This is a genomic window from Aristophania vespae (genome assembly GCF_009906835.1).
GTDB lineage: Bacteria > Pseudomonadota > Alphaproteobacteria > Acetobacterales > Acetobacteraceae > Aristophania > Aristophania vespae.
Genome location: NZ_CP047652.1, coordinates 107,501 through 132,628, shown reverse-complemented (window position 1 = coordinate 132,628; position 25,128 = coordinate 107,501). Strand labels below are relative to the sequence as shown.

At 44.1% G+C, this 25,128-nt stretch carries 20 protein-coding genes, 1 tRNA gene, 2 rRNA genes and 1 pseudogene (1 of these 24 running past the window's edge); 11 read left to right on the top strand and 13 right to left on the bottom strand.

Features of this window, described 5'->3' with window-relative positions:
* Nucleotides 1–14 precede the first annotated feature (14 nt).
* The 9 genes from GT348_RS00660 to GT348_RS00625 form a co-directional block, all read right to left on the bottom strand.
* Nucleotides 15–1,505 (bottom strand): HlyD family type I secretion periplasmic adaptor subunit, encoded by a 1,491-nt coding sequence (locus GT348_RS00660; protein ID WP_160618097.1) that lies wholly within the window; start codon nucleotides 1,503–1,505, stop codon nucleotides 15–17.
* Nucleotides 1,502–3,766, bottom strand: coding sequence for a peptidase domain-containing ABC transporter (locus GT348_RS00655; RefSeq protein WP_408865149.1), 2,265 nt, complete (start codon nucleotides 3,764–3,766; stop codon nucleotides 1,502–1,504). Before GT348_RS00655 ends, GT348_RS00660 begins: the two co-directional genes overlap by 4 nt.
* A 285-nt stretch (nucleotides 3,767–4,051) precedes the next feature.
* Entirely contained in the window at nucleotides 4,052–4,435 is a 384-nt protein-coding gene (locus tag GT348_RS09255) for a DMT family transporter (RefSeq protein WP_236646523.1), read from the bottom strand.
* Nucleotides 4,436–4,488: 53 nt separating this feature from the next.
* Complete coding sequence (locus GT348_RS09250; RefSeq protein ID WP_236646522.1) at nucleotides 4,489–4,947, bottom strand: DMT family transporter; 459 nt, start codon at nucleotides 4,945–4,947, stop codon at nucleotides 4,489–4,491.
* 45 nt (nucleotides 4,948–4,992) lie between these two features.
* The gene (locus GT348_RS00645; RefSeq protein WP_160618096.1) at nucleotides 4,993–5,517 is read right to left on the bottom strand and encodes an invasion associated locus B family protein; all 525 of its coding nucleotides are present in this window, start codon (nucleotides 5,515–5,517) and stop codon (nucleotides 4,993–4,995) included.
* 245 nt (nucleotides 5,518–5,762) lie between these two features.
* Nucleotides 5,763–6,479: an autotransporter outer membrane beta-barrel domain-containing protein gene (locus GT348_RS00640; protein WP_236646584.1), complete on the bottom strand. Its 717-nt coding sequence runs from the start codon at nucleotides 6,477–6,479 to the stop codon at nucleotides 5,763–5,765.
* 8 nt (nucleotides 6,480–6,487) lie between these two features.
* Complete coding sequence (locus GT348_RS00635; RefSeq protein ID WP_160618095.1) at nucleotides 6,488–9,178, bottom strand: autotransporter outer membrane beta-barrel domain-containing protein; 2,691 nt, start codon at nucleotides 9,176–9,178, stop codon at nucleotides 6,488–6,490.
* Between the two features lie 191 nt (nucleotides 9,179–9,369).
* Nucleotides 9,370–9,939, bottom strand: a complete 570-nt coding sequence (locus GT348_RS00630) for a DUF5384 family protein (protein ID WP_160618094.1) — start codon at nucleotides 9,937–9,939, stop codon at nucleotides 9,370–9,372.
* 28 nt (nucleotides 9,940–9,967) lie between these two features.
* The gene (locus GT348_RS00625) at nucleotides 9,968–10,489 is read right to left on the bottom strand and encodes a hypothetical protein (RefSeq protein WP_160618093.1); all 522 of its coding nucleotides are present in this window, start codon (nucleotides 10,487–10,489) and stop codon (nucleotides 9,968–9,970) included.
* A 229-nt stretch (nucleotides 10,490–10,718) separates the two neighbouring features.
* Here GT348_RS00625 and GT348_RS00620 point away from each other — a divergent pair, with 229 nt between their 5' ends.
* From GT348_RS00620 to GT348_RS00570, 11 genes and pseudogenes are all read left to right on the top strand, one after another.
* Complete coding sequence (locus GT348_RS00620) at nucleotides 10,719–12,002, top strand: adenosylmethionine--8-amino-7-oxononanoate transaminase (protein WP_160618092.1); 1,284 nt, start codon at nucleotides 10,719–10,721, stop codon at nucleotides 12,000–12,002.
* Entirely contained in the window at nucleotides 11,999–13,189 is a 1,191-nt protein-coding gene (locus tag GT348_RS00615) for an aminotransferase class I/II-fold pyridoxal phosphate-dependent enzyme (protein ID WP_160618091.1), read from the top strand. The genes GT348_RS00620 and GT348_RS00615 overlap by 4 nt, the downstream gene beginning before the upstream one ends.
* Nucleotides 13,186–13,824: an alpha/beta fold hydrolase gene (locus GT348_RS00610; RefSeq protein WP_160618090.1), complete on the top strand. Its 639-nt coding sequence runs from the start codon at nucleotides 13,186–13,188 to the stop codon at nucleotides 13,822–13,824. Before GT348_RS00615 ends, GT348_RS00610 begins: the two co-directional genes overlap by 4 nt.
* Entirely contained in the window at nucleotides 13,821–14,618 is a 798-nt protein-coding gene (locus GT348_RS00605; protein WP_160618089.1) for a methyltransferase domain-containing protein, read from the top strand. Before GT348_RS00610 ends, GT348_RS00605 begins: the two co-directional genes overlap by 4 nt.
* Nucleotides 14,618–15,285: pseudogene (gene bioD, locus GT348_RS00600) on the top strand (dethiobiotin synthase). Before GT348_RS00605 ends, bioD begins: the two are co-directional and overlap by 1 nt.
* 108 nt (nucleotides 15,286–15,393) lie before the next feature.
* Nucleotides 15,394–16,935 (top strand): glucan biosynthesis protein, encoded by a 1,542-nt coding sequence (locus GT348_RS00595; protein ID WP_160618088.1) that lies wholly within the window; start codon nucleotides 15,394–15,396, stop codon nucleotides 16,933–16,935.
* A complete protein-coding gene (mdoH, locus tag GT348_RS00590) occupies nucleotides 16,911–19,076 on the top strand; it encodes a glucans biosynthesis glucosyltransferase MdoH (protein ID WP_160618087.1) in 2,166 nt (721 codons plus the stop codon). The genes GT348_RS00595 and mdoH overlap by 25 nt, the downstream gene beginning before the upstream one ends.
* Nucleotides 19,077–19,277: 201 nt before the next feature.
* Nucleotides 19,278–20,330, top strand: coding sequence for an NAD(P)-dependent alcohol dehydrogenase (locus tag GT348_RS00585; protein WP_236646583.1), 1,053 nt, complete (start codon nucleotides 19,278–19,280; stop codon nucleotides 20,328–20,330).
* A 135-nt stretch (nucleotides 20,331–20,465) separates the two neighbouring features.
* Nucleotides 20,466–20,894 (top strand): organic hydroperoxide resistance protein, encoded by a 429-nt coding sequence (locus GT348_RS00580; protein WP_160618085.1) that lies wholly within the window; start codon nucleotides 20,466–20,468, stop codon nucleotides 20,892–20,894.
* Nucleotides 20,895–21,058: 164 nt separating this feature from the next.
* A complete protein-coding gene (gene adhP / locus GT348_RS00575; protein ID WP_160618084.1) occupies nucleotides 21,059–22,078 on the top strand; it encodes an alcohol dehydrogenase AdhP in 1,020 nt (339 codons plus the stop codon).
* Between the two features lie 81 nt (nucleotides 22,079–22,159).
* Nucleotides 22,160–23,512: an amidohydrolase family protein gene (locus tag GT348_RS00570; RefSeq protein ID WP_160618083.1), complete on the top strand. Its 1,353-nt coding sequence runs from the start codon at nucleotides 22,160–22,162 to the stop codon at nucleotides 23,510–23,512.
* Nucleotides 23,513–23,604: 92 nt separating this feature from the next.
* Here GT348_RS00570 and GT348_RS00565 read toward each other — a convergent pair whose 3' ends face one another.
* From GT348_RS00565 to GT348_RS00550, 4 genes are all read right to left on the bottom strand, one after another.
* Complete coding sequence (locus tag GT348_RS00565; protein ID WP_236646582.1) at nucleotides 23,605–23,865, bottom strand: DUF2726 domain-containing protein; 261 nt, start codon at nucleotides 23,863–23,865, stop codon at nucleotides 23,605–23,607.
* A gap of 574 nt (nucleotides 23,866–24,439) precedes the next feature.
* A tRNA-Met gene (locus GT348_RS00560) sits at nucleotides 24,440–24,516 on the bottom strand.
* A gap of 31 nt (nucleotides 24,517–24,547) precedes the next feature.
* Nucleotides 24,548–24,662, bottom strand: a 5S ribosomal RNA gene (gene rrf, locus GT348_RS00555).
* An 85-nt stretch (nucleotides 24,663–24,747) separates the two neighbouring features.
* Nucleotides 24,748–25,128 (bottom strand): 23S ribosomal RNA (locus GT348_RS00550) (it continues 2,360 nt past the right edge of the window).

Genomic DNA, 25,128 nt, shown 5'->3' with positions numbered 1-25,128 from the left:
AAGACTTATTTATCTCACGAGGGTTCCCGCATGCCATCACTGACGGTGGGGACAATCCGGCTGAAAAGATATTTGAGAATTGTTCTTTTACCCACATCAATATCCGCGGTAACCGGCACCCCCGGAGCAGGATGGAAAAAAGAAGGTTGTCCATGAAGTGTATATCGATCAACACGCAAACGCACGCGATAAAAAACTGGAACTCCTTTCACACCAGCTAAAGACTGCAAATCAACCCCAGCTTTAATATTGCTCGTCGCTGCATCTGTCGGCAAAAATGAATCAGCACTTATCACGCGAACAGTCGCTTCGGCACCGCCATATAAATCATAGGGGAAGGTCACGAATTTAATGAGGGCATGATCTCCTTGTTTGACAAACCCACTATCCTGAGCCCGCATAATAGCTTCAACTTCTATACCTGAGCTTGTCGGCACAAGCGTCATAAGGCGCATACCGGCATCAATTACAGAACCAATAGAAAATTCTGCTCTTGTGAGTACAATACCATCTTCTGGCGCTCTAAGAACAATTAAACGTTGGCGCAAACGTGCTTTACGGTAATTGCTCCTCATCTCATCTAAATGACGCTCAGCTTTAGTAAGCTCTGCATAGACTTCTGTTTTCCAATTTTGGGTATAACCGTCTCGCAATGCCTTAAGTGCTGACAATTTATTGACCAGCGAATTAGCCATTTGCTGCGACGTAATGAGCAGGCGCTCAGTATCCATGACGGCATCCTGCGCCCCTAAAGTGGACAAGCGAGATCCAACCTGCTCTTTCTGCTCTTTCTTACGCATTTCGAGTACAGCAGATACAATGCGTAATTTACTTGCATACATTGCATTATTTGCTCTTGCCCCCTGAAGATCACTCTCCATAGCAGCAATACGCTGATCAAAATCATGCATGTGAGCTTTATAGTCGCTCTGACGTCTTAAAAAGACCTCACCTTGCTGCACCGATGCCGGAACATTGGTATCTGGTTCGTAAATCTGCCCATTCGCCTCAGCCTTTAAACGAGCCACTTCCGTTTGTAATGACTGCATTTGCTGGACCAGATTATCCATATCGGCTTGACTCAGTGTTGAGTCTAATCGAGCCAGAATCTGGCCTTTATGGACATAGTCTCCAACATTTGCGTCGATCGACCTGATAATAGCCTGTTCAAAAGGCTGAACCAAAACCGTGGGCTGCGTCGAAATTAAACGACCTGTAATTGAAACAACTTTATTAACGGGAAAAAAGGCCATGCCTGCCAGGCAGGCAATCAATAAACTCCCCACAATCCAGACAATATATTGAGCTGAAGGTGTCGCTGGCATATTGACCAGCGCACGCGTTGGTGAGTGAAATTCCAGCAATGCCAAAGGCATTCCATCAGGAGCGAACGGATCTGTTGCCTTGGGGGGTACATTATGAACTTCGGATGTATCAGGTGTATCAGGAGGTCCCTCCGGTGAAGGCTTTTGTTCAGCTTGAGGAACTAGATCATGCTCGCTCATTGCTCCCCGCCTCCTCCAGGAAGTTGCCCCTGCTCCTGCTCATCTTCTTTCTGTTTGTCTGCTTCTTTACCAGAAGAACCGGAATTAACGTGACGGCTCTGCTGTAACCATAATGTTCGATAAATGTCACATCGCTCTAACAAAACCTCATGAGAGGCGATATCGATCAATTTACCATGGTCCATAACGGCAATTTGATCACAATTTACCAGTGATGAAAGACGGTGAGAGACAATAACCATTGTCCGCCCCTTACCAATTCTCTCTAAGTTAGCATTCACCAGAGCTTCTGATTCTGGATCGAGGGCAGACGTTGCTTCATCCAGGATCATTAATTTCGGATCAGAGATGACCGCACGCGCAATCGCCAGACGCTGGCGTTGCCCACCGGAAATATTGGTTGAGCCTTCTTCAATCCAGGTATCGTAACCTGCTGGCATGCGTTCGATAAATTCTTCAGCGCCTGCCATACGGGCAGCCCGCACAACATCATCAATCGTATAACCTGGACGGCCTGCTGTAATATTATCTTTAATGGTCCCACGAAAAAGAAAGTTATCTTGCAGCACAACACCAAAAGAGCGCCGTAAATGATGTAAGTTGATTTCTCTTAAATCTATACCATCAAGACGGAGATAACCCTCATAGCTTCGACTTACCCCTTGTAATAGGCGGGTAATCGTCGATTTACCTGAACCAGAACGCCCCACCAATCCCAACATTGTACCGGCAGGAATTGAGAAATTAACATCAATAAGAGCTTTGGTTGTCGAACCCGGATAAGAGAAATTAACCTCCGAGAAGCTAAGAGCACCAACAATTTTTGGGCGCATGCCTGTCGTTAGAGCTCTTGTTTCAGTGGGCTGGTTCAGCACCATACCAGCTTCATTCAAAGAGACGGTCACTTCATTTACCGTTTCCATCAAACGTGCCAGACTGACAAGAGGAGATGCAACACGACCACCTAGCATCATAAAGGCCATCAGGGCCCCACCCTGCATACTATTAGAGCCCGTCAGGATTAAATAAGCGCCGACTAGAATAATACCACGATTGATAAAGAGATTAAGCGGCATGACGAGGGTATTAGCCCAATTGGACATACGTCCTGCTGCCAAACGCCATTGCACAACATCAGCTGTACGTTCATCCCACTCTTCACGGCGCGTATTTTCCAATGCCAGCGTTTTTACAGTGCGGATACCGGCAACAGTTTCATATAATGTCGCATTACGGCGCATTTCTGTCCTGATTTGCTGCCCTGCCACACGGCTCACTGCAGGAAGCATGATCACAACGATTAGACCGATACAACCTGCCGAAGCCAAAGTAAGCCACGCCATTGTTGGGCTCATATAAAAGAGCACGGGCATGACAACAAAAAGCACGAACAAGTCTAACATTGTTGTTAAAAGTTGGCCCGTCATAAAGTCACGGACACGGAAAACAGCAGAAAACCGTCCTAAAATCTCACCCGTTTGTTGTCTTTCATAAAATTCCAGCGGCAAGGCAAGCAAACGATTAAAGGCATGGAGCGAAATTCGGGCATCCAAACGCGTACTGACAACCAAGCTAAGCTCTTGTCGCCCATATGATAGCAAGATTTCGTAAAGACTGAGTATGACGACAAAGCCCGTCAAAGAGACGAGCGTGGCCATTGAGTGATAATTCACCACACGGTCTATAACCTGCATAACAATTAAGGCAGGAAAGATCTGTAAGATACTTAAGACCATTGAAGAGAATATGACATCACGTAGCCCTCTCTTCTCGCGCAAAACCAACTTTGCAAACCAAAGCAGGTCAAAGCGGGCTTCGCCTTCTGATTCGTCACGCCGCCGCTTTATCAGTAGGATATCGCCGTTCCAGACCTGGGCCAGGCGTAATCTGTCAATGGGAACTGGCGGTTCGCCCTCTCCTTTGAGAGGGTCTCTTAACCAAACGACACCGCGTGAAGGATCAGTACCGACCATTAGCCCGGCTGAACCATCATGGAACATCAGCACAACAGGGGGCGTATTTCCCAAACGAATGAGATAATTCCACCGGAGGCGCATGCCTTTTGCTACACCACCCTGAGCGCGTACCCAACGTGCCAGAGTAGCGGGAGAAGGAAATTTTTCCCCTGATTCGGCTGCAAAATCGCGTATGTCTAAATCAAGACCGTGAAAATGCGCTGCCGCTATAACCGCCCGTAAGCGAATATAAACAGGATTCACATTCTCAGAATGCTCATCTCCAGGCGAGGATTGCTGCTCCACAGATTATCCTTCGTCGTTTTCTAATGACACCATTAAGTAACCCTACAACCTAAAGCGTGCTACATATTCAAGCTTTTTATAAGATCGTAATGTTAAGATATATAATTTCGACTTCGTTGAGCCGTAAAACTATTCCATACAGCAAAAAGGTTCAAATTATTATTTTTCTTTTAGAGAGCTCATAATTATAGAAAAATTTATCATAAGGAATTTAAAAGACCTTAAATGAAAAATACTCTTTTATTTACCCTTGCATAATGCGTTTTCAGCTTTGTTTGATAAGACTTAGGCCTTCAAAGAAGGCCTCTTTTTCTTGTGAGCTAAAGCCACCCCTATCATAACGATAGCACCTCCCAGAATGGTATATAAATCAGGCCAGCTCCCTTCAAGAAAAAAGGCGAGTAAGAACGTCATAGGTGGTAAGAAATAAAGAAATATCGTGCCTTTCGCTACACCTAGGGCATGGATCACATAGCTCCATGAAGCATAGCCAATTGCAGCAGGAAAAACCCCAAGCTCAATGACACAAAGCCACGCTCTTGGTGGAGCATTCAATAATATTTTACTCCCCTCTCCCAACCATGGAGACAGAAAAATAGCCCCTATAATCAATACACATGCTGTAACAGTCAGCCCGCCATAACGATGTAACAGAGGGCGCTGAAGCACAACATAACTTGCTGTACAAAATGCTGCTAACACTTCTAACACAGCGCCAGAATCTATAGAGAATCCCCTTTTTGTCCGGAAACAATGAGGGCAATACCACCAAAACCAAGAAGCGAACCCAGCCATCCAAATAAGGACAATGTCTCTTTTGTAAAAGCCACAGCCATGAGGCCAGCCATAATCGGTGCAGAAGCAATAATGAGACTCGTCACACCTGATGAAACGCTTTGCTCGCCAAGATTGAAAAAAATATTATAAAGCGTAATCCCCAAAATTCCTGATAAAACAAGACGTGGGCAATCTCTCAGACTTGGTAAGGCTGGTCTTTTCCAGGCAAGCCATAACAAACCTAAGGTAGCCGCAAGCATATAGCGCAAAGACGCTAGGGGGATGGGAGGAATATCCCTCATTGCCAGCCGCACAACTGGATAAGCGCTCGCCCAAGAAACAATGGATACCAAAATATATAACGGCAAAAATCGTTGCTCGGGACTTTTCAAAGCGCGTTCCACCTTATGCCTGCTTTCAAGCATCTCACAAAAAAGAGGTTTTTATAATTATTTAGTTAGTACACGTGCACGGTTCAAAGCCTCATCAAGCCCGCTGATTGGCAATTGAAATTTAAGTAACTTACCTTTTAGGGTTGTAAAGGAAACTTTCACTTTTTTGCTTTTCAAAAAGCTACTGAACTGCCCTTCATCTAGGTCAAGTGGCGCCAGGCAACCTACAGGCAAACATGTATTGAAGGGATAGACATCCCCAACGGACTCACCCTCTGTTGCGATAGTTATCCCGTCAGTAAGATTTAGGCCAAATGGCGCTATCATAACACCATGAGTTTGGCTTTCAGCCGGCTTGAACTCTATACGAAAAAATAGTTGATGCGTTTGCCCCTCCAAAATCTCTTGCAAAATATTACATTTCACACCCGACTTTGTATTTTGGCAGATAAGATGCCAGTTTTGGTAACTCTCATTAATTGATGAAGCCCCATTGGGTAAGGTTCCTGCAAAGGCAGACCCTACGGACGAAAGCAGAAAGAGTCCTTTAAAGACTTGTTTAAAAGCAATCCTGACAGACACGATAACTCCTCATACCATCCACTGCACCCCAAAAGATGCCTTTAACCTATTTAAGACATCGTAATAAACGGCTCAGTTATCATTTACGAGTCAGTTCTTTCACTTAATCTATAGGATTAGTCTCTACTCACTAATGCAATCGGTTATATTGGCAGATTTTGCCATACATCACTTAATGAAAATTCCATACGGCTTACCACCAAAAATTAAAGGCCTCTTTTTAAGGAGGCCTTTAACGTCTGTTCTTAGAAGTGGAACCTTATATCGGCTTTTGCACCGCTATCATTCGACCTGTTGCCGTACTGACCAATATAGGCGAGCCCTACATCAATTTGATCCGCCAATTTGGCCCGGAAACCGATATCCATAACCGCAGCATCTTCAGAAAGTGCAACACCACGAATATCCATCGTTCCACCACCTTCAATAAAGTTATTTTTGAAGCGTGAACGTAAACCGCCAAAGGCATGTCGATATGCAACCATAGCATAAGGCGTCACGATAGTATCACCGACCATAACTTTTGTGGCAGCTCTCAGACCAAATGTTGTAAAGGTCACACCTGTATTTGTGCCATGCCCTTCGAGGCCACCAAAACCGCCCGTTTCACGGAAATGGTTCGTATGCAGATTGACATAAGCAACATTCGCGAAAGGCTCAATCTGAGAGTAACGATCTAAATGGAATCTGTAAGCAAGTTCACCAAAAACCTGCGCAGTGCCGCCATTATAGTTGCCGTGAAGATGGCTTCCATAACCGCCAACATTAAGACGACGATTTGTTGTCATCAAATTCCAGCTATAGTCGGCGCCCATACGTAAGAAGAGATTGTTCCAATGGGTCCCAGTGTAAACACCGACAGAGATGTTGTTACTGTTTCCTGATGAACTATCGCCTTTCACATTAAACATGGAACGGCCATAGCTTACTAAACCACCAACACGCCAGTCACTGTCAGAAATAGGAGCATCTACCCCATAATGAAACCTGCTGTGGAGTGATGTAATCCAGAAGCATTACCATCACCGGAATTATTGCCCATGCTCCCATAAGCCTCACCCCAAAGAACAGGGCGATCTTTTATGCAGCGGCCATTGGTTTTTCTGTGTGTTCTTAAATCAGCGGTGCTGATATTTGAAGCGCTGGCTACAGAATCGTCACAAAAGGACTGAGCAAGACGATTTACTACCGCTTCGCGAAGGTAGTAACTATCCTGAATTAAAGCAGTACGAAGTGACGCATGTAACTCACCCGATAGGGCTTTTTGTGCGGCCCGTGCTTCGTCCTTAGTTGCCACCTGACTGACTGCTTGAATAATATCAGAACTAATTGGTAGGCGATCAAGGGCTCCACCCACCTCATGTTGATTGTGAGTTTGTGCTACACTTTCAAATTTAACGTCATTACGCTCTAACGAGAAGTCTAAAGCCGTATTACTTCCTACACCTGCACCATCAACAAAATAGAAGCTTGGCGTCAGGAAGACATAAGGGGTGTTACCGTTATTTACAGTCGTTTGGACTTCGCCCAAATTACCAGAAATACCCTTATCTGTCGAAATTAAGCGATAAGCCTGGCCAATACGGAGCTTTGAACCTCTCTCAATATCAACGTTAACTTTGCTTCCATTTTGCATAGAAGCATTTCCGTTAACTGTAACGCTGTCACTTTGCTGATATTTCTGGCCTGTCTTTTGACCGTTTTTACCGATAACGTCTAATGTTGTATTTCCCTGGCCAGCATTAATATGGAGCGTTGAGCCACTATTTAATGCCAAATTACCTTTAATTTTTAAATTGCTCTGCTTACCGTTCATTTTATCGGTAGGTGATGCCCCAGGGGCAAGAACAGCTTTATCAGCAACGGTAACATTACCGCCCAGTGTGCCATTACCTGCTAATGTCGCCCCTCCGGCAACGTTAGTATTTCCTGTCGCTTTTGTTTGATCACCATCAATACGGAGGGTGCCGTTATTGACTAAGGTATCACCATGATAGCTATTATTACCCGTCAGAACGATCGTGCCCGTTCCCTGCTGAATAATACCGCCATCGGTATCATCATAAGAGTCATTAAGGTGCGAAATGGTCTGATCTAAAACTGCGTTCTCTTTTTTATTAAGAACTAATGTCCCTTTTAGGACTGGACCAGTTTTTGCTGGTTTAGATCCGTCATTAGGTTCATGGCCTGGAATTGATGATGTGTACTTATCCTGCGGCTTATTAGATGATCCCAGATAAATATTTTTACTATTATTGATAGAACCTCCATCATTAAGTTGGAGCTCCCCCTGGTAAACCTTTGTGTCGCCTTTATAGGTGTTAGCATTACTTAAAACTAACGTCCCCTTGCCTGTCTTAACAAGAGTACCATCACCCTTTAACACACCGGAGAAATAGGCATTTCCAGTATTTGTATCTATTGTCGCTTTTTTGGACAAGTTCATATCAACGTCAGTTGTCAGTTGCGGACCTGAAACAACTATTACACCGCCATTCACATTAAAGGCATAATCCTTCTCGTCACTAACAATGCCATTAAGGTATCCCTTAGAGGACGCATCTTTAGAAGCATCACCCGTTTTAGGAAGAGCAAAGTCACCTACAAAAAGAATACCATTATCGTTAACATTGAGCTCACCACGCCCTTTATTTGTATCTTTCTTACCTTCTTCACCAAAATGTATGCGACCCTGAACAACTAAAACGCCGTTATCACTGACATTTACGGTCCCGTTACCACCAGAATTAACCCACAAACCAGAATTCGATGTTAAACGAGTAGCCTGTCCAGAAGGTGTCTGCATGGTATATCCACCTGCAGCTAAAATGGAACCCTTGCCGGAAACATTAATGACACCTGTTCCCTGCCTATAGTTACCAGCTACGACACGATCAGAATAAACAAAGCCACCTTCACTGACATTTAACTGGCCGTTTGCCGTGCCCTGACCATATTGCTGGTCCCCGTTACCGACAGTAATAACGCCATTTTGACCATATGCCAGCAAAACAGAACCATCGCCAGCAACTTTGATATTACCTTTACTGCCACCACCTTGAGCAATACCCACACTACTGGGCACTTTATCACTCGCCTGGGCAGAACCGGCAACAAGTTTGGCTTGTTCTTTAATGACCAGAGTACCGTCAGACCCTTCACCACGCCCGACCACAACGTATCCGTTTGCGGCGACAATATTCCCTGTTCCCCCATTCTCGACATTACGACTACCATCGATGGTTAATGTACCTCCCTGAATGGAAGCAGCACCAGGCGAAGGATTATCATTGGGATTAACCGGGAAAACTGCGTTAGGATCTAATGCTTGCAGTCTAACATTTGAATAGACAACAAAATTACCTTCACCATCTTTCACGAAAGCAGAAGGAGTACGCATTTCTTCTTCTGTAGACCCTGTTTCACCCTTAGGTACATAAAAGTACAAAGGGGCCTGACTGCCATCAGCTGGGTCATTATCTGCTGCAATAGCAGAAGATGCACCGCCGACAGCAACCAGAGACGTCCCGCCTAATAAAAAGGCAGAAAGAATATTGGCACATCTATTTTTAACTCTAATCCCTAAAAGTTTCTTCTCTACAAAAGCAGTAGAGCTATCAACTTTCTCGGCAAAAGATTGATTTGCAGTAAAAGAACGCACCAATTCCCTCACACGACAATGGAAGTTTAAAAACTGTGAATAAAATACTCTAGCAATAAAATAAGAGACATTTTTGGCAAAAATAAGGACAACGCTAACGTATGCCCTTATTTGTAAGATGCTCTTATAATCTATCAGCTATCTTCTAACACAAATTTAAAAAAAATGTTAGAATTAATCCATCGAGGCACTTAATCTTTTGATTCCCACCAATGACGCTGGCTCATTTTTGTGGCCTTCCCGGCATCTTCTAATAAATGCTGTCCGCCAGAAGATAAACTTCGCACTGCCTCACTTCGAGCAGAGACAGAATCAGTTTCAGAACGCTTTTTGTCTAAATCGGCTTTAACGTAATCTTCGGAGTGTTTTGCTTTAGCTATATCCAGCTCAAGATGAGCACGTTTTTTTTCAATTTCTATTTCACGTAACGCCTGTTCATATTCGCGCTTAGCCTGGCGATCCAGCGTTTTTTCTTGCTCAGCCACCCGAGCCTGCTTCTCTCTGGCAGCAGCACGCGCTCTAGCTGCCTGCTGTGCAGCACGCTGGCGCGCGGCTATCCGAGCTTGAGATTTTGCATGTGCTTCTTGCTGAGCACGCTGTACCGCTAGACGCTGAGCATCTTGAGCATCCTGCACATGGCCTAAAGCTTCTATTTGATCATCTGCTGTTTGAGCAAAAGCGGGAAGGGCTTGCCCTTCCCACAGAACAGCTCCACAGAAGCATCCAGCCAAAAGCGAATTAAAGCCAATTTTCTTTAACACTCTTTATATGCTCCTTAACGAAAAAATATTATTTTTTGGAACAAGTTGCATTAGGCTGCACACGTGTCTCATTATTGGCTGTAGTCACTAACAAAGCTGAACCAGTTTTATATTCACAAACACGGCCAACTTGTGTGCTCATGAGAGCTTCGCCACCAGCGCGGTCCTGATAAGCAACGGTTACGCCATTGACAAGAGTATTATTACCGGCAATTGCACCTCCAAGGAGTGCACCCCCGGCGGCACCGCCTGCACCTGCTGCAAGTCCGCCACCCCAGCCTGAGCCACCAACACCAGAAGCAAGCCCACTACCGAGAGCAGCTCCCAAAATGCCACCGGCGATTTGTGCGGTTTTCTTGCTAGCGCTATTGTCAACGTTAATGCGTGTTGGCGAAACAGAAATAATTGTGACAACACGTCCACGTTGCACAGTATTTACTTGTGATTGGCCATAAACATCAGGGCGTGACTCTACACCTGGTGTCTGACAGGCAGCCAAAGCCAGCAAAGATGTCAAGCCGAACGCTGCAAACCCAATTTTCTTAGTCATCTTTTAACCCCTATCACGGCAACTACACCGTTTGATTATAGATACGACATGACTCGCAAAGGCCCTATCAACCTTACTTCCTGAACCTTTCTAAGCAGGGCCATTATTAAGTCAGAGACATAATGTCGAAGCATAAAAAGGCAATTATATATTTTGTCATGATTTAGAAAGCATTTTGTTAATATAGCCAGCCTTGCAGAACGTGAATGAATACGCGTAAATAACAATTATGTCTTTTACTGCACCTCCTTCCTCACGGCTCAAAGCGGCTTCTTTACCTCATTTATGGCTTCCTTACTGCCAGATGAAAACAGCTCCTTATCCGGCTGAGGCAGTATCTACAAAAGACAGTACTATTACACTTTCTAACAGTCAAAAACTAATCGACGGCATAGCTTCGTGGTGGACAGCCTGTCATGGCTATAACCACCCCCACTTACAGGCCGCCCTCATCGAACAAGCGCAAAAAATGCCGCACATTATGTTCGGAGGGATGATCCATGAGCCAGCGGCACGATTATCAGAACGACTTTCACAAATTTTACCAGGTGATCTGAACCACGTTTTTTTCACTGACTCTGGTTCTGTCGCCATGGAAGTCGCGGCCAAGATTGCCTTGCAATTTCATTTAAACAGGGGAGAAAAAACACGCTCTAAGCTCCTTTCTTTCAGGGGTGGGTATCATGGAGACACATTAATGATGATGTCTATTTGTGATCCCGAAGAAGGTATGCATTCTCTTTTTGGGCAAACTTTACCGAAGCAGGTTTTGGCTGATATTCCTAAAACCTCTGCCGACCTTAAAAATTTGAGAATGTTGTTAGAAAAAGACTCTACTCAGATTGCTGCCATGATTATAGAACCTTTGGTGCAAGGTGCAGGCGGCATGATCTTTCATGATGCAGAAATTTTAAAAAACTTGCGCAATTTATGCGATGAGTTTGGCATTTTACTTATTTTAGATGAAGTTTTTACAGGCTTTGGCCGCACAGGAACAATGTTTGCATATGAACAAGCTAATATTGTGCCTGATATTATTGCCCTGTCAAAAGCCCTTACAGGTGGAACCATGCCCCTGGCAGCGACTATAGCACGGGAACATGTTTATCAGACTTTTCTATCAGACAATCCTAACCATGCTTTGATGCATGGTCCAACCTTTATGGCCAATCCATTAGCCTGCGCTGTTGCTAACGCTTCTCTTGATCTGTTTGAAAAAGAACCTCGCCTTCAGCAGGTCCAGCACATTGAAAAACAGCTTCTAAAAGAGCTTGAGCCGTGCCGAGCTCTCCCGCACGTAAAGGATGTGCGTGTAAAAGGTGCCATAGGCGTTGTAGAACTTGACGCCATTAAGGATAGTGCACGCCTCAATAAGGCTTTTATAGAAAAAAATGTCTGGATTCGTCCGTTTCGCAACATTATTTACCTCACGCCAGCCTTTACAATTAAAACAGACGAACTCTCTATGCTTACTTCAGCTATTTATGATGTTCTTGAAACAAATTTACTATGACGTCACAATCTCGATTAGAGACAATCTTAGAAAAAGCTCTAAATAAACGACGATCCAATCATAATTTTCGCCAGTTACATGCTATTCAGAGGCAAGAGGGCAAGCTTTTCCATAATGGCCAATGGATATTAGATTTTGCTTCTAATGATTATTTAGCTTTGTCACATCACCCCTTATTACGCACAAGAGCAGCATCCTGGGCAGAAAAATATGGCACAGGAAGTTGTGCTTCTCGCCTGGTTAATGGAACATTAGAGCTTCATAAGCTTGTAGAAGAAAAATTAGCCCGCTTTAAATATAGTGAAGCAGCCTTGTTATTTGCGAGTGGTTGGCAGGCAAATGCCTCACTCATTCCCGCCTTAAATCTTCTATCCCAGCAAGAAACAGGCCAAGATGCCTTGTTTTTTACGGATAAACTCAATCATGCGAGCTTGCATATAGGGTGTGCTGCCGCAGGCATAAGACAAAATCGTTATCGGCATAATGACCTTGCCCACCTTGAAACGCTCTTAAAGCGGCACTCTCATCAGGCTGGCCTGAAATTTATTGTCACTGAAAGTGTCTTTTCAATGGATGGAGATCGTGCCGATATTCCTGCTTTGCGTTATTTAGCAGATAAATTTGATGCCGCCCTTTATATTGATGAAGCCCACGCAACCGGTATCTTAGGAAAGGAAGGCAGAGGCTTAAGCCAAGGCTTGGCTGATATTACCATGAGCACGGCGAGTAAGGCACTAGGGGGTATGGGTGCTTTTATCACGGGATCACAAAAATTATGTGATTTTTTGGTAAATTTTGCGTCTGGTTTTATTTATAGTACCGCTCTTCCCCCTCCTGTTCTGGGCGCTCTTGATGCTGCTCTGGATTTAATGCCAGACATGGAGCCAGAACGCGCAGCCATTCAGGAAAAAGCTTCATTCCTACGAAAAGAAATAGCTAAACTTGGTTTTGTAACAGAACCATCTTCAACTCAAATCATTCCTATTCATATTGGCAGTGCCGAAAAAACTCTTATTGTTGCACAATCATTGAAAGAGCAAGGTTTCTTTTGTGGTGCTATCCGCCCTCCGACAGTCCCACAAAACACATCCAGATTACGCGTAACTCTTAATGCCGACCATACGCAGCAGGACGTAACCCATTTTATAAAAGCGCTTAAAATATCTTTGGAAAATAATATATCATGACCAGACCATTGCTATATTTTGCTCATGGTTGGAGTTATGACCAATCCTTCTGGCAGCCAGTTATAAAAAATCTAGCAGAATTTTCCTGCCATTATGAAGAAGCAGGATATTTTGGGGCCTCCCCTTCCTGTAAGCTGCCCCAAAGTCCCTATATTGCCATAGGCCACTCCGCGGGGGTCATGAACCTTTTAAAAAGAGATTTATCACGCTGCGTAGGGCTTATTTCTTTTAATGGATTTGCACGCTTTAGCAGCGATATTTCTTATCCTGAAGGAATTACCGCACGCGTTTTAGAGCGTATGATGACCAAACTCTCACAAAATCCAGAGGATGTAATCTCCTCTTTTCGTCGCCTTTGCGGAGAAGACCCACCTGCATTACCAGCCCATTTTAACCAGGAACGCCTAATAGCAGGCTTACAGCATCTTATAGATGAAGATGCCCGTTTATCGCTACTGGGCTGGGATAAATTACTCGTTAATATCGTAGGAAGCACTGACCCTTTGCTCCCTTCTCAGAAGGGACTTCAACACCCCTGCTCCTTGCAGGAAATTTGGCAGGGCGGACATTTATTACCCCAAACCCATAGCACTAGAGCTGCAAGGCTCATTCGTGATATAGCCAATGACCTATGAGGCCCTCACGTAAAAAGATTATCACCCAACATTTTAATAAAGCTGACCATTATGACTCAGCCTCCTATTTACAGAGAGAAAGCGCTCACCATCTAGCCCTGCTCATTAATGGACAGAGTGCAGACCATAAGCCTCATTCAATTCTGGAAATAGGATGTGGTACGGGACATCTAAGTCAAAAACTTATAAAGCTTTATCCTGAATCTTCTTTTATTCTCTCCGATCTTGCTCCCCAAATGCTCCAGCGAGCTGAATGTAAGATAAAACAGGAAGAGGATTTATCCTTAAAAATCAAATTCCACCTCATGGATGGAGAAAAACTGGATCCTCCCCCTCCTTCAAAAGAAAAATTTGACCTGATTGCCTCTAATTTATGTATTCAGTGGTTCACTGACCGGCCCGCCGCCTTAAAGCGCTTATCGGGACTTTTATCTCCCTCTGGACTGCTTATTATGTCAACCATTGCCCAGGGTAGCTTTAAAGAATGGCAGGAAAGTTGTACCGACGCTAATGCTGCATGTGGTATTCCTGATTATCCCAGCCTTGCAGTTCTAGAAAATGATTGGCCTGGCAATGGTGTAGGAAAATGGACGCTTTGTACCATTAGAGAGCCAGTGCCCTCGGCATTGGCATTTTTGCGCAATTTAAAGCATATTGGCGCCTCGCTACCCCATCCAGAACATAAGCCTGTTTCAATTACGGCTCTACAACGTGCGATGACTCTTTTTGACAGGAACCATACCGAAATAACCTATGAAATTGCTTTCGGCGTTTTTCGCAAGGATAGATTATAATGCCCATTAAAGGTGTTTTCATTACGGGAACAGATACAGGGGTAGGGAAAACTCTTATCAGTGCTGTTCTCACAAAAGCATGGCAGGGTTGTTACTGGAAACCATTACAAACAGGTCTAGCTGAAGAACAGGGCGATACGGCAACGGTACAGCATCTGGCAGAGTTATCTCCAGATCGCATCATCCCCCCTTATTACGCCTTAAAAGCTCCCTTATCCCCCTTATGGCCGCACAAAAAGAGAACGTTACAATCAATATTAAGCAGTTCACTCTGCCTGATGTAAAATCACCTTTAATCATTGAAGGGGCTGGAGGTTTGATGGTGCCTATTACACCCGACTTCCTCATGATTGACCTTATCGCTCAGTTAAAATTGCCCGTTGTGCTTGTAGCACGGCCTCATTTAGGCACTCTTAATCACACTCTTTTGAGCATTGATGCCCTTTCACGCCGTAATATTGCCGTTTTGGGCTTTGTTTTTAATGAAGGTGATAATCCTGAAAACCGGCATGTTATCGAACATATCGGCAAAACGAGCTGCCTTTTTCACCTACCTTCTTACAACACGCTAGAACCGGCCTTAATTTCAGAGCTGGCACACTTAGTGCCACCTTTAGACCGTCTTAGCTATGGAAGAAGTGCCGAATTTTCGCTACAAAGCTTTTAAAAGAAAATTAGACCTGGTTTTAGTATGTCACGAGGGCACTTTTTCATATTTCCAAAAGTGCAGTGGGCTGACTTAAATTGTTTTCATAAATGAGGATTGAAGGTTCTTATGAAGATACTCCGACGCGATCTTATGAAAGCCAGTCTCAGTGCTGGGGTTGGACTTTCTGCTCTGGGTCTCAAAACACCCAAAGCAAGCGCTCGTTCCTCTTCTCATGCTTCTCGTCCCTTTGACGAAAGCACTGTTAGAACCCTTGCCCGAAATCTATCACGCAAAGCTTTCTCAGCCCCCTCACATGAGCTGCCTGCTGTTTTAGCCAATATGGATTTCGACCAGTTTAGCTCTATTACTTATGATCCAGAAAAAACCCTCTGGCACAGTGATAAACTCGCCTTCGACGTTGAATTCTTTCCACGTGGCTATCTCTATAAACCACGGGTAGACATGTATGAGGTGATTGGTGGCAAAGCCACAGCTATCGCCTATGACCCTGACTCTTATCACTATGCTGATCCTTCCCTAAAGGTTTCGGGCGATATTGGCTTTTCTGGACTGCGTATACGCTACGCCCTTAACACACCTGGTGTCATGGAAGAATGCGCCGTTTTTCTAGGGGCATCTTACTTCCGCGCTTTTGCCAAAGGGCAAATTTACGGCCTATCTGCCCGTGGTTTTGCTAAAGATACAGGGTCTCTCAAGGGAGAAGAATTTCCATTCTTCCGCTCTTTCTGGCTTGAAAAACCTCAAGCCGGGTCTGATTCACTTGTTGTACATGCTCTCATGGATAGCCCTTCTCTTACGGGGGCTTTCCGTTTCACAATCCGCCCAGGTGAAACCACTCTTTTTGACGTACAATCAACAATCTTCCCTCGACAGGATATCGCTAATGGTGGGATCGCTCCTTTAACAGGAATGTTCTATTTTGATGCCAATAACCATGATCACGTTGATGACTGGCGCCCTGCGGCACATGATAGCGAAGCTTTACAAGTATGGACTGGCACCAAACAGCAGCTTTATCGTCCTCTCAATAACCCAACCGACTTACAAATTTCTGGCTTTAGCGATAATGGTCCTTATGGTTATGGACTAATGCAGCGCAAAAGATCCTTCAGCGATTACGAAGATATAGCTCTGCACTACGAACAGCGCCCCTCTCTTTGGATAGAACCTGTAGGAAACTGGGGAGATGGCGAAGTTGAATTGGTCGAAATTCCTAGCCCTAGTGAAGTTAATGATAACATTGTCTCTTTTTGGCACCCAAAACAGCCATTACAGGCAGGCAAAAGCTATAATTTCACATATCGGATGTATTGGGGATGGGATACACCCTGGCCGACACATTTAGCGCGTGTTGTAGCCACACGTGTAGGCGCCGTTGTCGATCATCCAGAAGCACGCCTCTTTGTTATTGATTTCAATGGAGAGCCTTTCCAGTCTCTTCCCAAAGACACGAACTTTCATCTCATTGCCGAAGCTAAACCAGGGGCGATTCGAAATATCGTAATTGAACGCAATCCCTATATTCAGGGTGTGCGTACAACATTTGAGCTTGTACCCGGCGATGCAAAATTGAGTGAACTCCAGGTGCAACTTGCCACTGATCAAGGACCTATTTCTGAAACATGGCTCTATCGTTGGACACCATGAGCGGCCCATCTTCTGTTAATTCAGCTTCCGATTTTTTACCGCCTGAATCACCCTTAGTGATGCCCACACAGAACCTCCGCCAAAAGGCGGAGCGTCATGGGCGTCCTTTTTGGTCTTTGCCAACAACGCCTTCGTGGTTATGGCTAAGACGACTTTTTGTTTTCGGTGGTTCTCTGCTTCTTACATTTTACAGTGTAGAGAAAATCAACAGGGTTTTTAATTCCTTTGGCTATTCAACCTTAGGAATTCTTATCCTCTTCCTTTTCTCAATTTTGAGCTTTTGGATCTGTCTTTCATTCATTTCTTCTCTAGGCGGGTTTGTATCACTTTTAAAACACGGAGGGCTTGGTTTAGGCATTAAACGGGAAGGCCCTCTTCCCAAGCTGACAAAGCGCACCGCTATTTTAATGCCGACCTATAACGAGCCTCCTGAAACGGTCGTTACTAATTTACGCGCCATACTCAAAAGCTTACAGGAAACTGGACAAGCTTCATCATTTGACGTGTTTATCCTGTCTGATACAACCAACCCCGACGTTTGGGTGCAAGAAGAACGCACTTTTTTATCTCTTCGAAAACAGCCTTACGCCCAAAATCGCGTTTTTTACCGCCGGCGCTTTAAAAATACGGATCGTAAAGCAGGTAATATTGGTGATTGGGTACAGCATTTCGGAGGCGGCTATGACCATATGCTGACTCTCGATGCTGACAGTGTCATGGATGGCGCGCTTATTGTTCGTCTTACAGCTGCGATGGAAGCTCACCCTGGCATTGGCCTCATTCAAAGTCTCCCTACGATCGTCGGAGGCCATACGCTTTTTGCACGGATGCAACAATTTGCTGGCCGAATTTATGGGCCTCTCATTGCTCATGGCGTAGCATGGTGGCACGGCTCTGAAGGAAATTATTGGGGCCATAACGCCATTATCCGCACTAAGGCCTTTGCTGAGCAAGCTGGCTTGCCACATTTACCCGGAAGGCCCCCATTTGGCGGTCATATTCTAAGCCATGATTTTATAGAAGCCGCTCTAATGCGCCGTGGTGGATGGGCTATTCATATGGTCCCAGGCCTTGCTGGATCATATGAAGAAAGCCCACCGTCACTTACTGATATTGCTATTCGTGACCGCCGCTGGTGCCAGGGAAACTTGCAACATGGCCGTATCCTTTTTTCTAAAGGACTTCATTGGGTTAGCCGTTCCCACATGCTTGTAGGGATGGGCGCCTATGTCATGTCGCCTTTATGGTTGCTCTTTTTACTTTGCGGTATATTGATCTCATTACAATCACATTTCTATCACCCTGAATATTTTAGCACAGAGCGCACATTATACCCCCACTGGCCACATGTTGACCCTATTCAGGCCCGGAATGTGTTTATCGGCACTATGTTTATTCTTTTAGCGCCGAAATTGCTTGCTCTTATCGCAACCTGTTTTGATTCTGAAACAATTTCTAAGGTTGGTGGCCGTTTTCGGCTTTGTATTTCGGTTTTAATTGAAACTCTTATTGGTGGCTTCATCGCTCCCATTGCTATGTTAATCCAGACCTCGGCAATTTTGTCTATTTTGCTTGGTCGTGATTCAGGCTGGAAAACGCAAAATCGCGTTGATGGCCGCGTTTCTATCAAGGAAGTCACTCATCGTTACTGGATTTATACAGCTTTCGGCGTCATTTTGAGCATAGCAGCCTGGTCTGTATCAACCTCGCTATTTTTGTGGATGTTACCTGTTTTGGTAGGACTTGTGCTTGCCATTCCTTTAGTGGCCTTCACGGCGAGCCGCGTTGCAGGAGAAAAGACACGTCAGGCAAAGTTCCTTTTAATTCCAGAAGAAACGCACCCTCCTGAAGTGCTTAAACTTGTTGATGAGGAATCAAAACCTCTATTAAGTAATGAAGCAATAGAAGCTTTCGAGGCCATGCATAACGACCCTGAATTAAAAGAGGCGCACAAACGTGCTTTGCCACCACCTCGCAAACCAGGTGAACCAATCAACATCCCTTTACTGACCGGAATGATCAAATTACAGGAAAGCCCTTCTTTGCAGGCGGCTCTTGATAATTTAACAACTCAGGAAAAAGCTGCTGTCCTAGCTTGTCCTGATGCCATGACGTACATAACCGAAAAGCCTCTTTCTTAAAACGAAAGTAAAAAAGCTCCCTGTTGGCTTTCACTCATCATGAGTAAAACCAATAGGGCGGTTAATACTTTATGGAAAAACCCCTCTTTTGCTCTGGGCAGAAATCACTTTTCTTGTTTCTCGACCCCTTATCTCTTCCTCATGGGCTAAGATGCTCTATAATTTTGGACAGAAGAGCTAATCATTATTCTTCGGAGTCATATTATGAAAACTATTGGATATGCGGCCACGTCTTGTGACGCACCTTTAAAACCCTTTTCTTTTGAACGTCGCGCTTTACGCCATAATGACGTTGCTATGGAAGTACTTTACTGCGGCGTATGTCACTCAGATCTTCATCAGGCCCGCAATGATTGGGGAGGTTCTGTATACCCTATCGTCCCCGGTCATGAAATTATTGGACGCGTTACTGAAACAGGTCCAGATGTAAAACACTTTAAGCAAGGCGATATCGTTGCCATTGGCTGCATGGTCGATTCATGCCAACATTGCGATCAATGCGATAAGGGGAATGAGCAATATTGCCGGGAAGGTAATACTCAAACCTATAATAGCCCCGACAGAATTGATGGACAAAACACCTATGGTGGCTATTCAAAGCATATGATCGCGCGGGAAGAGTTCGTGCTTCATGTGCCAAAAAACCTTGATCTTTCACGTGCGGCCCCTCTTCTTTGTGCTGGTATTACTACTTATTCTCCCTTACGAGCCTGGAATGTAGGACCTGGAAAAAAAGTTGGTGTTATTGGCCTGGGCGGCCTCGGCCATATGGCTGTAAAACTTGCTGTCGGGATGGGTGCTGAAGTCACTATCATTAGCCGTTCAGACAAAAAAAGAACTGACGCTGAAGAGCTTAAAGCCCACAAATATCTTGTCTCAAGTGACGAAAGCGCAATGCAGAAAGCTGCTAACCACTTTGACGTGATAATTGATACAGTACCTTACAAGCACGACTTAGATCCTTATCTTCCACTTTTAGATGTGGATGGGAGCTTAGTCATTGTTGGTCAAATTGGTCCTTTAGCTGAGACCTCTTCTGTGCCTCTCGTGATGGGACGCCGTCGCGTTGCAGGATCACTTATTGGTGGTATTGCTGAAACACAGGAGATGCTAAATCTTTGCGGAGAGAAAAATATTCTTCCTGACTGTGAAATTATCAAAATAGAAGACATCAACGAAGCATATGAACGGCTTGAACGTGGTGATGTTCATTATCGCTTTGTAATTGATATGTCTTCACTTAAAAACGATTAACGCTTTTCGCTATAGAAAAGTTATTGAGGCCGTTCCTTCTCCTGAGAACGGCCTTTTTATTAAGGAATTTACAATAAATAAGGTCTTTAATAGAGTCTTTCATGCAGATCTTTTGCCAAGGCGATGGAGTCTATTATGTCTGTAAATGTCTTATATCGTACAACTGCTCGTGCTGTAGGGGGGCGTGATGGCCACGCTGAAACCCTGGATGGTCGATTCAAAGTCGACTTGGGCGTGCCCAAAGAGCTTGGCGGAGATGACCGTGGCAACAACCCTGAACAACTTTTTGCCGCAGGATACGCTGCCTGTTTTCTTGGTGCGATGAAATACGTTGCAAATGAACAAAAATTATCTTTACCGCAAGAAACCAGTGTCCAGGCAACTGTTGGGCTAGGTCCTCGCTCAGATGGCGGTTTCGGTATTGAAGTCTCTCTCGAAGTATCGTTACCCGGTATGGATCACAGTCAGGCTGATTCGCTATTACAAAAAACTGAAAAAGTTTGCCCTTACGCTCATGCCACTAGAAATAATATAAAAACAACAATAAGCTTAGCCAAGAATTAATACACACATATTTGAGTGATTACTTGTAAGATAATCACTCAAATTTTATTAAAGAACAAATTACTGTGATAATTAGAATTAATATATTATATTTATGATAATAAGAAATTACAATTTTAATTTGTAATCTAAGATTCTATATCTCGATATTGGGAGAAATTCCTATGAAAGCTGCCATTACTAGAAAAGACCATAAGGTAGAGGTTGTTGATAAAAAGCTTCGTCCTTTGCAATATGGAGAGGCCCTTTTAAGCATTGAATGTTGCGGCGTTTGCCACACCGACCTTCATGTTAAAAATGGTGATTACGGTGACAAAACCGGCGTTGTTTTAGGCCATGAAGGCATAGGAATTGTCAAAGAAGTTGGACCCGGTGTAAACTCGTTAAAAGTTGGTGACAGAGCCAGTGTGGCCTGGTTCTTTGAAGGATGTGGTCATTGCGAATATTGCATTTCAGGCAATGAAACATTGTGCCGTAGCGTAAAAAATGCTGGCTATACGGTAGATGGTGCTATGGCAGAAGAATGCATCGTCACCGCTAAATATTCTGTGAAAGTACCTGATGGATTAGATTCTGCAGCAGCAAGCAGTATTAGTTGCGCGGGCGTTACAACATATAAGGCTATTAAAGTTTCTGGCGTAAAAGCTGGTCAATGGATTGCTATCTATGGAGCAGGTGGCCTCGGCAATCTGGCCATGCAATATGCTAAAAATGTGTTCAATGCCAAAACAATTATTATAGATGTTAATGACGGCGCACTCGCTCTTGCAAAAGAAATGGGAGCGGACATGGTTATAAACTCCCGTGAGCAAGATGCTGCTAAAATCATACAGGAAAAGTGCGGTGGCGCCCATGCTGCCGTTGTTACAGCCGTTCAAAAAGTCGCTTTTAATTCAGCTGTCGATGCCGTACGTGCCGGAGGTTGTGTTGTTGCTGTAGGTCTTCCACCTGAAGCAATGAATTTAAGTATCCCTCGCCTTGTATTTGATGGAATTAAGGTCATTGGCTCATTGGTAGGCACAAGAGAGGACCTTGCCGAAGCGTTCCAATTTGGAGCTGAGGGAAAGGTTGTGCCCAAAACTACCATGCGCCCTATTGAAGATATTAATGATATTTTCGAGGAGATGGAACAAGGGAAAATCCGGGGTCGAATGGTCATCGATTTTGGCTCAAAAAGCGCATAATTTTTTCATTAAAACTTTAAAGGGCTCCCATCTAACAAGGAGCCTTTTTTAATTTCACTACTTAAATAAAAGGCTGTACTAATGAAAAATCAAAACAAAAAACTATTTGGCATTTTTACAGCAGCTTCAATTTTGCTGTCAGGCACGGCCTTTGCCGAAACTCATAATTTTATCGCCTTAACCCATATTCGCGTTATTGATGGTACAGGAAATCTTCCTGTAGAAGACGACACTTTGTTATTCGACAAAGACAAGATCATTGCCATCGGTAATAATATCGATTTACCTCCCCATACCAAAATTCTAGATCGGTCAGGGGATTCCGTATTACCTGGTTTAATTTCTGACCATTCACATATTGGCTTAATGAAAAATATACAGACAGGGCCAGAATATTACACTAAAGATAATATCAAAGCTGCCCTTTCTCAATATCAGCGCTATGGCGTTACCACAGTTATGGCTTTGGGACTTAATAAGCCTGCTGTTTTTAATCCAATACGCAAAGAAGCCCATGAAGGAAAACTTCCCGCCGATCTTTTTGGCGTGGAGCAGGGAATAGGCGTGCCTGATGGCGCCCCTCCCCTTAAAATAGGCACTCAACAAATTTTCCGCCCTGCTACCCCCGAAGAAGCTAAAGAAGCCGTTGATAAAATGGCAGAGGAAGGAACCGATTTAGTAAAGATTTGGGTGGATGATTTTAATGGGTCAGTCCCACAAAAGATGTCCCCTTCAGTCATAGAAGCCACCATTGCAGAGGCACATAGGCATAATATCCGTGTGGCCGCGCATATTCATGATTTAGCCGACGCAAAAGAAGTTATTAATGACGGCGCTGATATTATAGCTCACGGTGTGCGTGATCAATTAATCCCCAATGACGTAATTGCGAAAATGAAAGCACGTCATATTTGGTATATCCCCACCCTACAGCTTGATGAAGCCACAACAGCCTGGGCAGAAGAGCAGACATGGACTAACCAAGCTTTTTACAAAGCAGGATTAAGTAAGGAGTTTCTAGAACAAATTAATGACCCGGCATGGAGAAATGCACATAAAAAAGGGAAAGAAGCTGCTTTTGCTCGGAAATCCTTATATATAAACCTTCAGAATCTAAAACGTTTATATGAAGCACACGTCAATTTAGGATTTGGGACAGATAGCGGCGCTCAACCTTTAAGAATTCCTGGTGTTGCTGAGCATCGAGAGCTGGCATTATATAAAGAAGCCGGCTTACCGCCATTATCTATTATTCATATAGCAACCGAAAATGCGGCTGCACTTCTGGACTTAAAAGACAGGGGCGTTTTAGCGCCTGGAAAACGTGCAGATTTACTTGTCGTATCAGGCGACCCAAGCAAAAACATCAGTGATGTGAATAATATCGTTGAAGTATGGCATAGTGGGCACTCTGTAAAAGGTCCAACTCAATAATTTAAATTAAAAAATATGAGAAGATATAATGAAGATCTATTTGTATCTTCTCATATAAATAGATTTTCGATGCTGCTAAATATTAAAATATACTAAATAGATTCCATGATTTTAGCCTTTTTTGCTTTTTCAGGAATCTCAAGAAGTGATATTTGTGCTTTCTGTAAAACTAACCTTTTAACTTTCATTCGATCATTAGCATCAGACGAGAGATTAAGGCCTGAGCCGTAATATTCTATTGCCAACACCAGCTCACTGCGGCAATTAATTAAAAGAAAATCAACACGCTTATTTTTATATGATTTAAAAGCATTTTTCTGTCTCGGATCTTCAGGGACGTAATCTGCTTTAATAGAGCTCCCAAGAAAAACCTCAAAAGCAAAATACCAACTTGGTTGGTAAGTTTTAGCCCATTGATAAAGCGCGTAAAGCAGTTGGGCAGTCTCTTATATTAAGAGGACGAGTGGGGGACCTTTAAATTACATTATTTAACGTAACACAGCCGCTTTTCCAGCTTATAAAGATCACTCATTTAGGCAATTGGTTATAATTAAAACTAACAGGAAAAATGTTTTAAAGAGAAGTCTTTAAAAAAGAGCAACAGAGCGCCATGGTGATCTTGAGATAAGCAGCTTTAATGCAAACAATAAATTTAGGGACTTATTTTTCTAAAAAGGATCAGAGCTTTAGAGGCGCGTTGACCTCGAAAATGGAACGTAACTATATAATGAAACGGTAGTAAGGAAATTATTTTTTTAATTACAATCCCAACCCGGAGATATAATTTTAGTGATATGTGCTATGGGAGGTATTGTGTAATTTTTATATTTTTATACGGAAGTATTTTATTGGAAGTATATATAGATTGATAATAAGAGAGAGAGTAACAGATCATATAGATATGAGATAGGAATCTGTCAGAGCTATTGGATGCGGGGGTAGGATTTGAACCTACGACCTTCAGGTTATGAGCCTGACGAGCTACCGGGCTGCTCCACCCCGCGGGGGTGGGTAAAGAGTTGGGTGAGCGAGGGGACCTGGCGGCGACCGACTTTTCCGCACCTTAAGGTGCAGTATCATAGGCGCTAAGGGTTTTTACGGCCGAGTTCGGGATGGGATCGGGTCTAATCCCCTTGCCATAGCCACCAGGTCTTCCCGCTCACCCTAACAAAGTTAGGTCTGAGGAGAAGTTGTTAGTGTGTTTTTGAGTAAAAGATGACTGTGCATGTGTTTTGATGTGTGAGAGATATGAGCGATTAGGATCAGTTAGCTCAGCATGTTACCACACTTACACACCTGACCTATCAACGTCCTGGTCTTGGACGGCTCTATGAGACCTTGTTTTAAGGCTGGTTTCCCGCTTAGATGCTTTCAGCGGTTATCCATTCCGAACTTAGCTACCCGGCTGTGCCACTGGCGTGACAACCGGTGCACCAGAGGTTCGTTCATCCCGGTCCTCTCGTACTAGGGACAAATCCTCTCAAGTCTCTTACACCCACGGCAGATAGGGACCGAACTGTCTCACGACGTTCTAAACCCAGCTCACGTACCACTTTAATCGGCGAACAGCCGAACCCTTGGGACCTGCTCCAGCCCCAGGATGTGATGAGCCGACA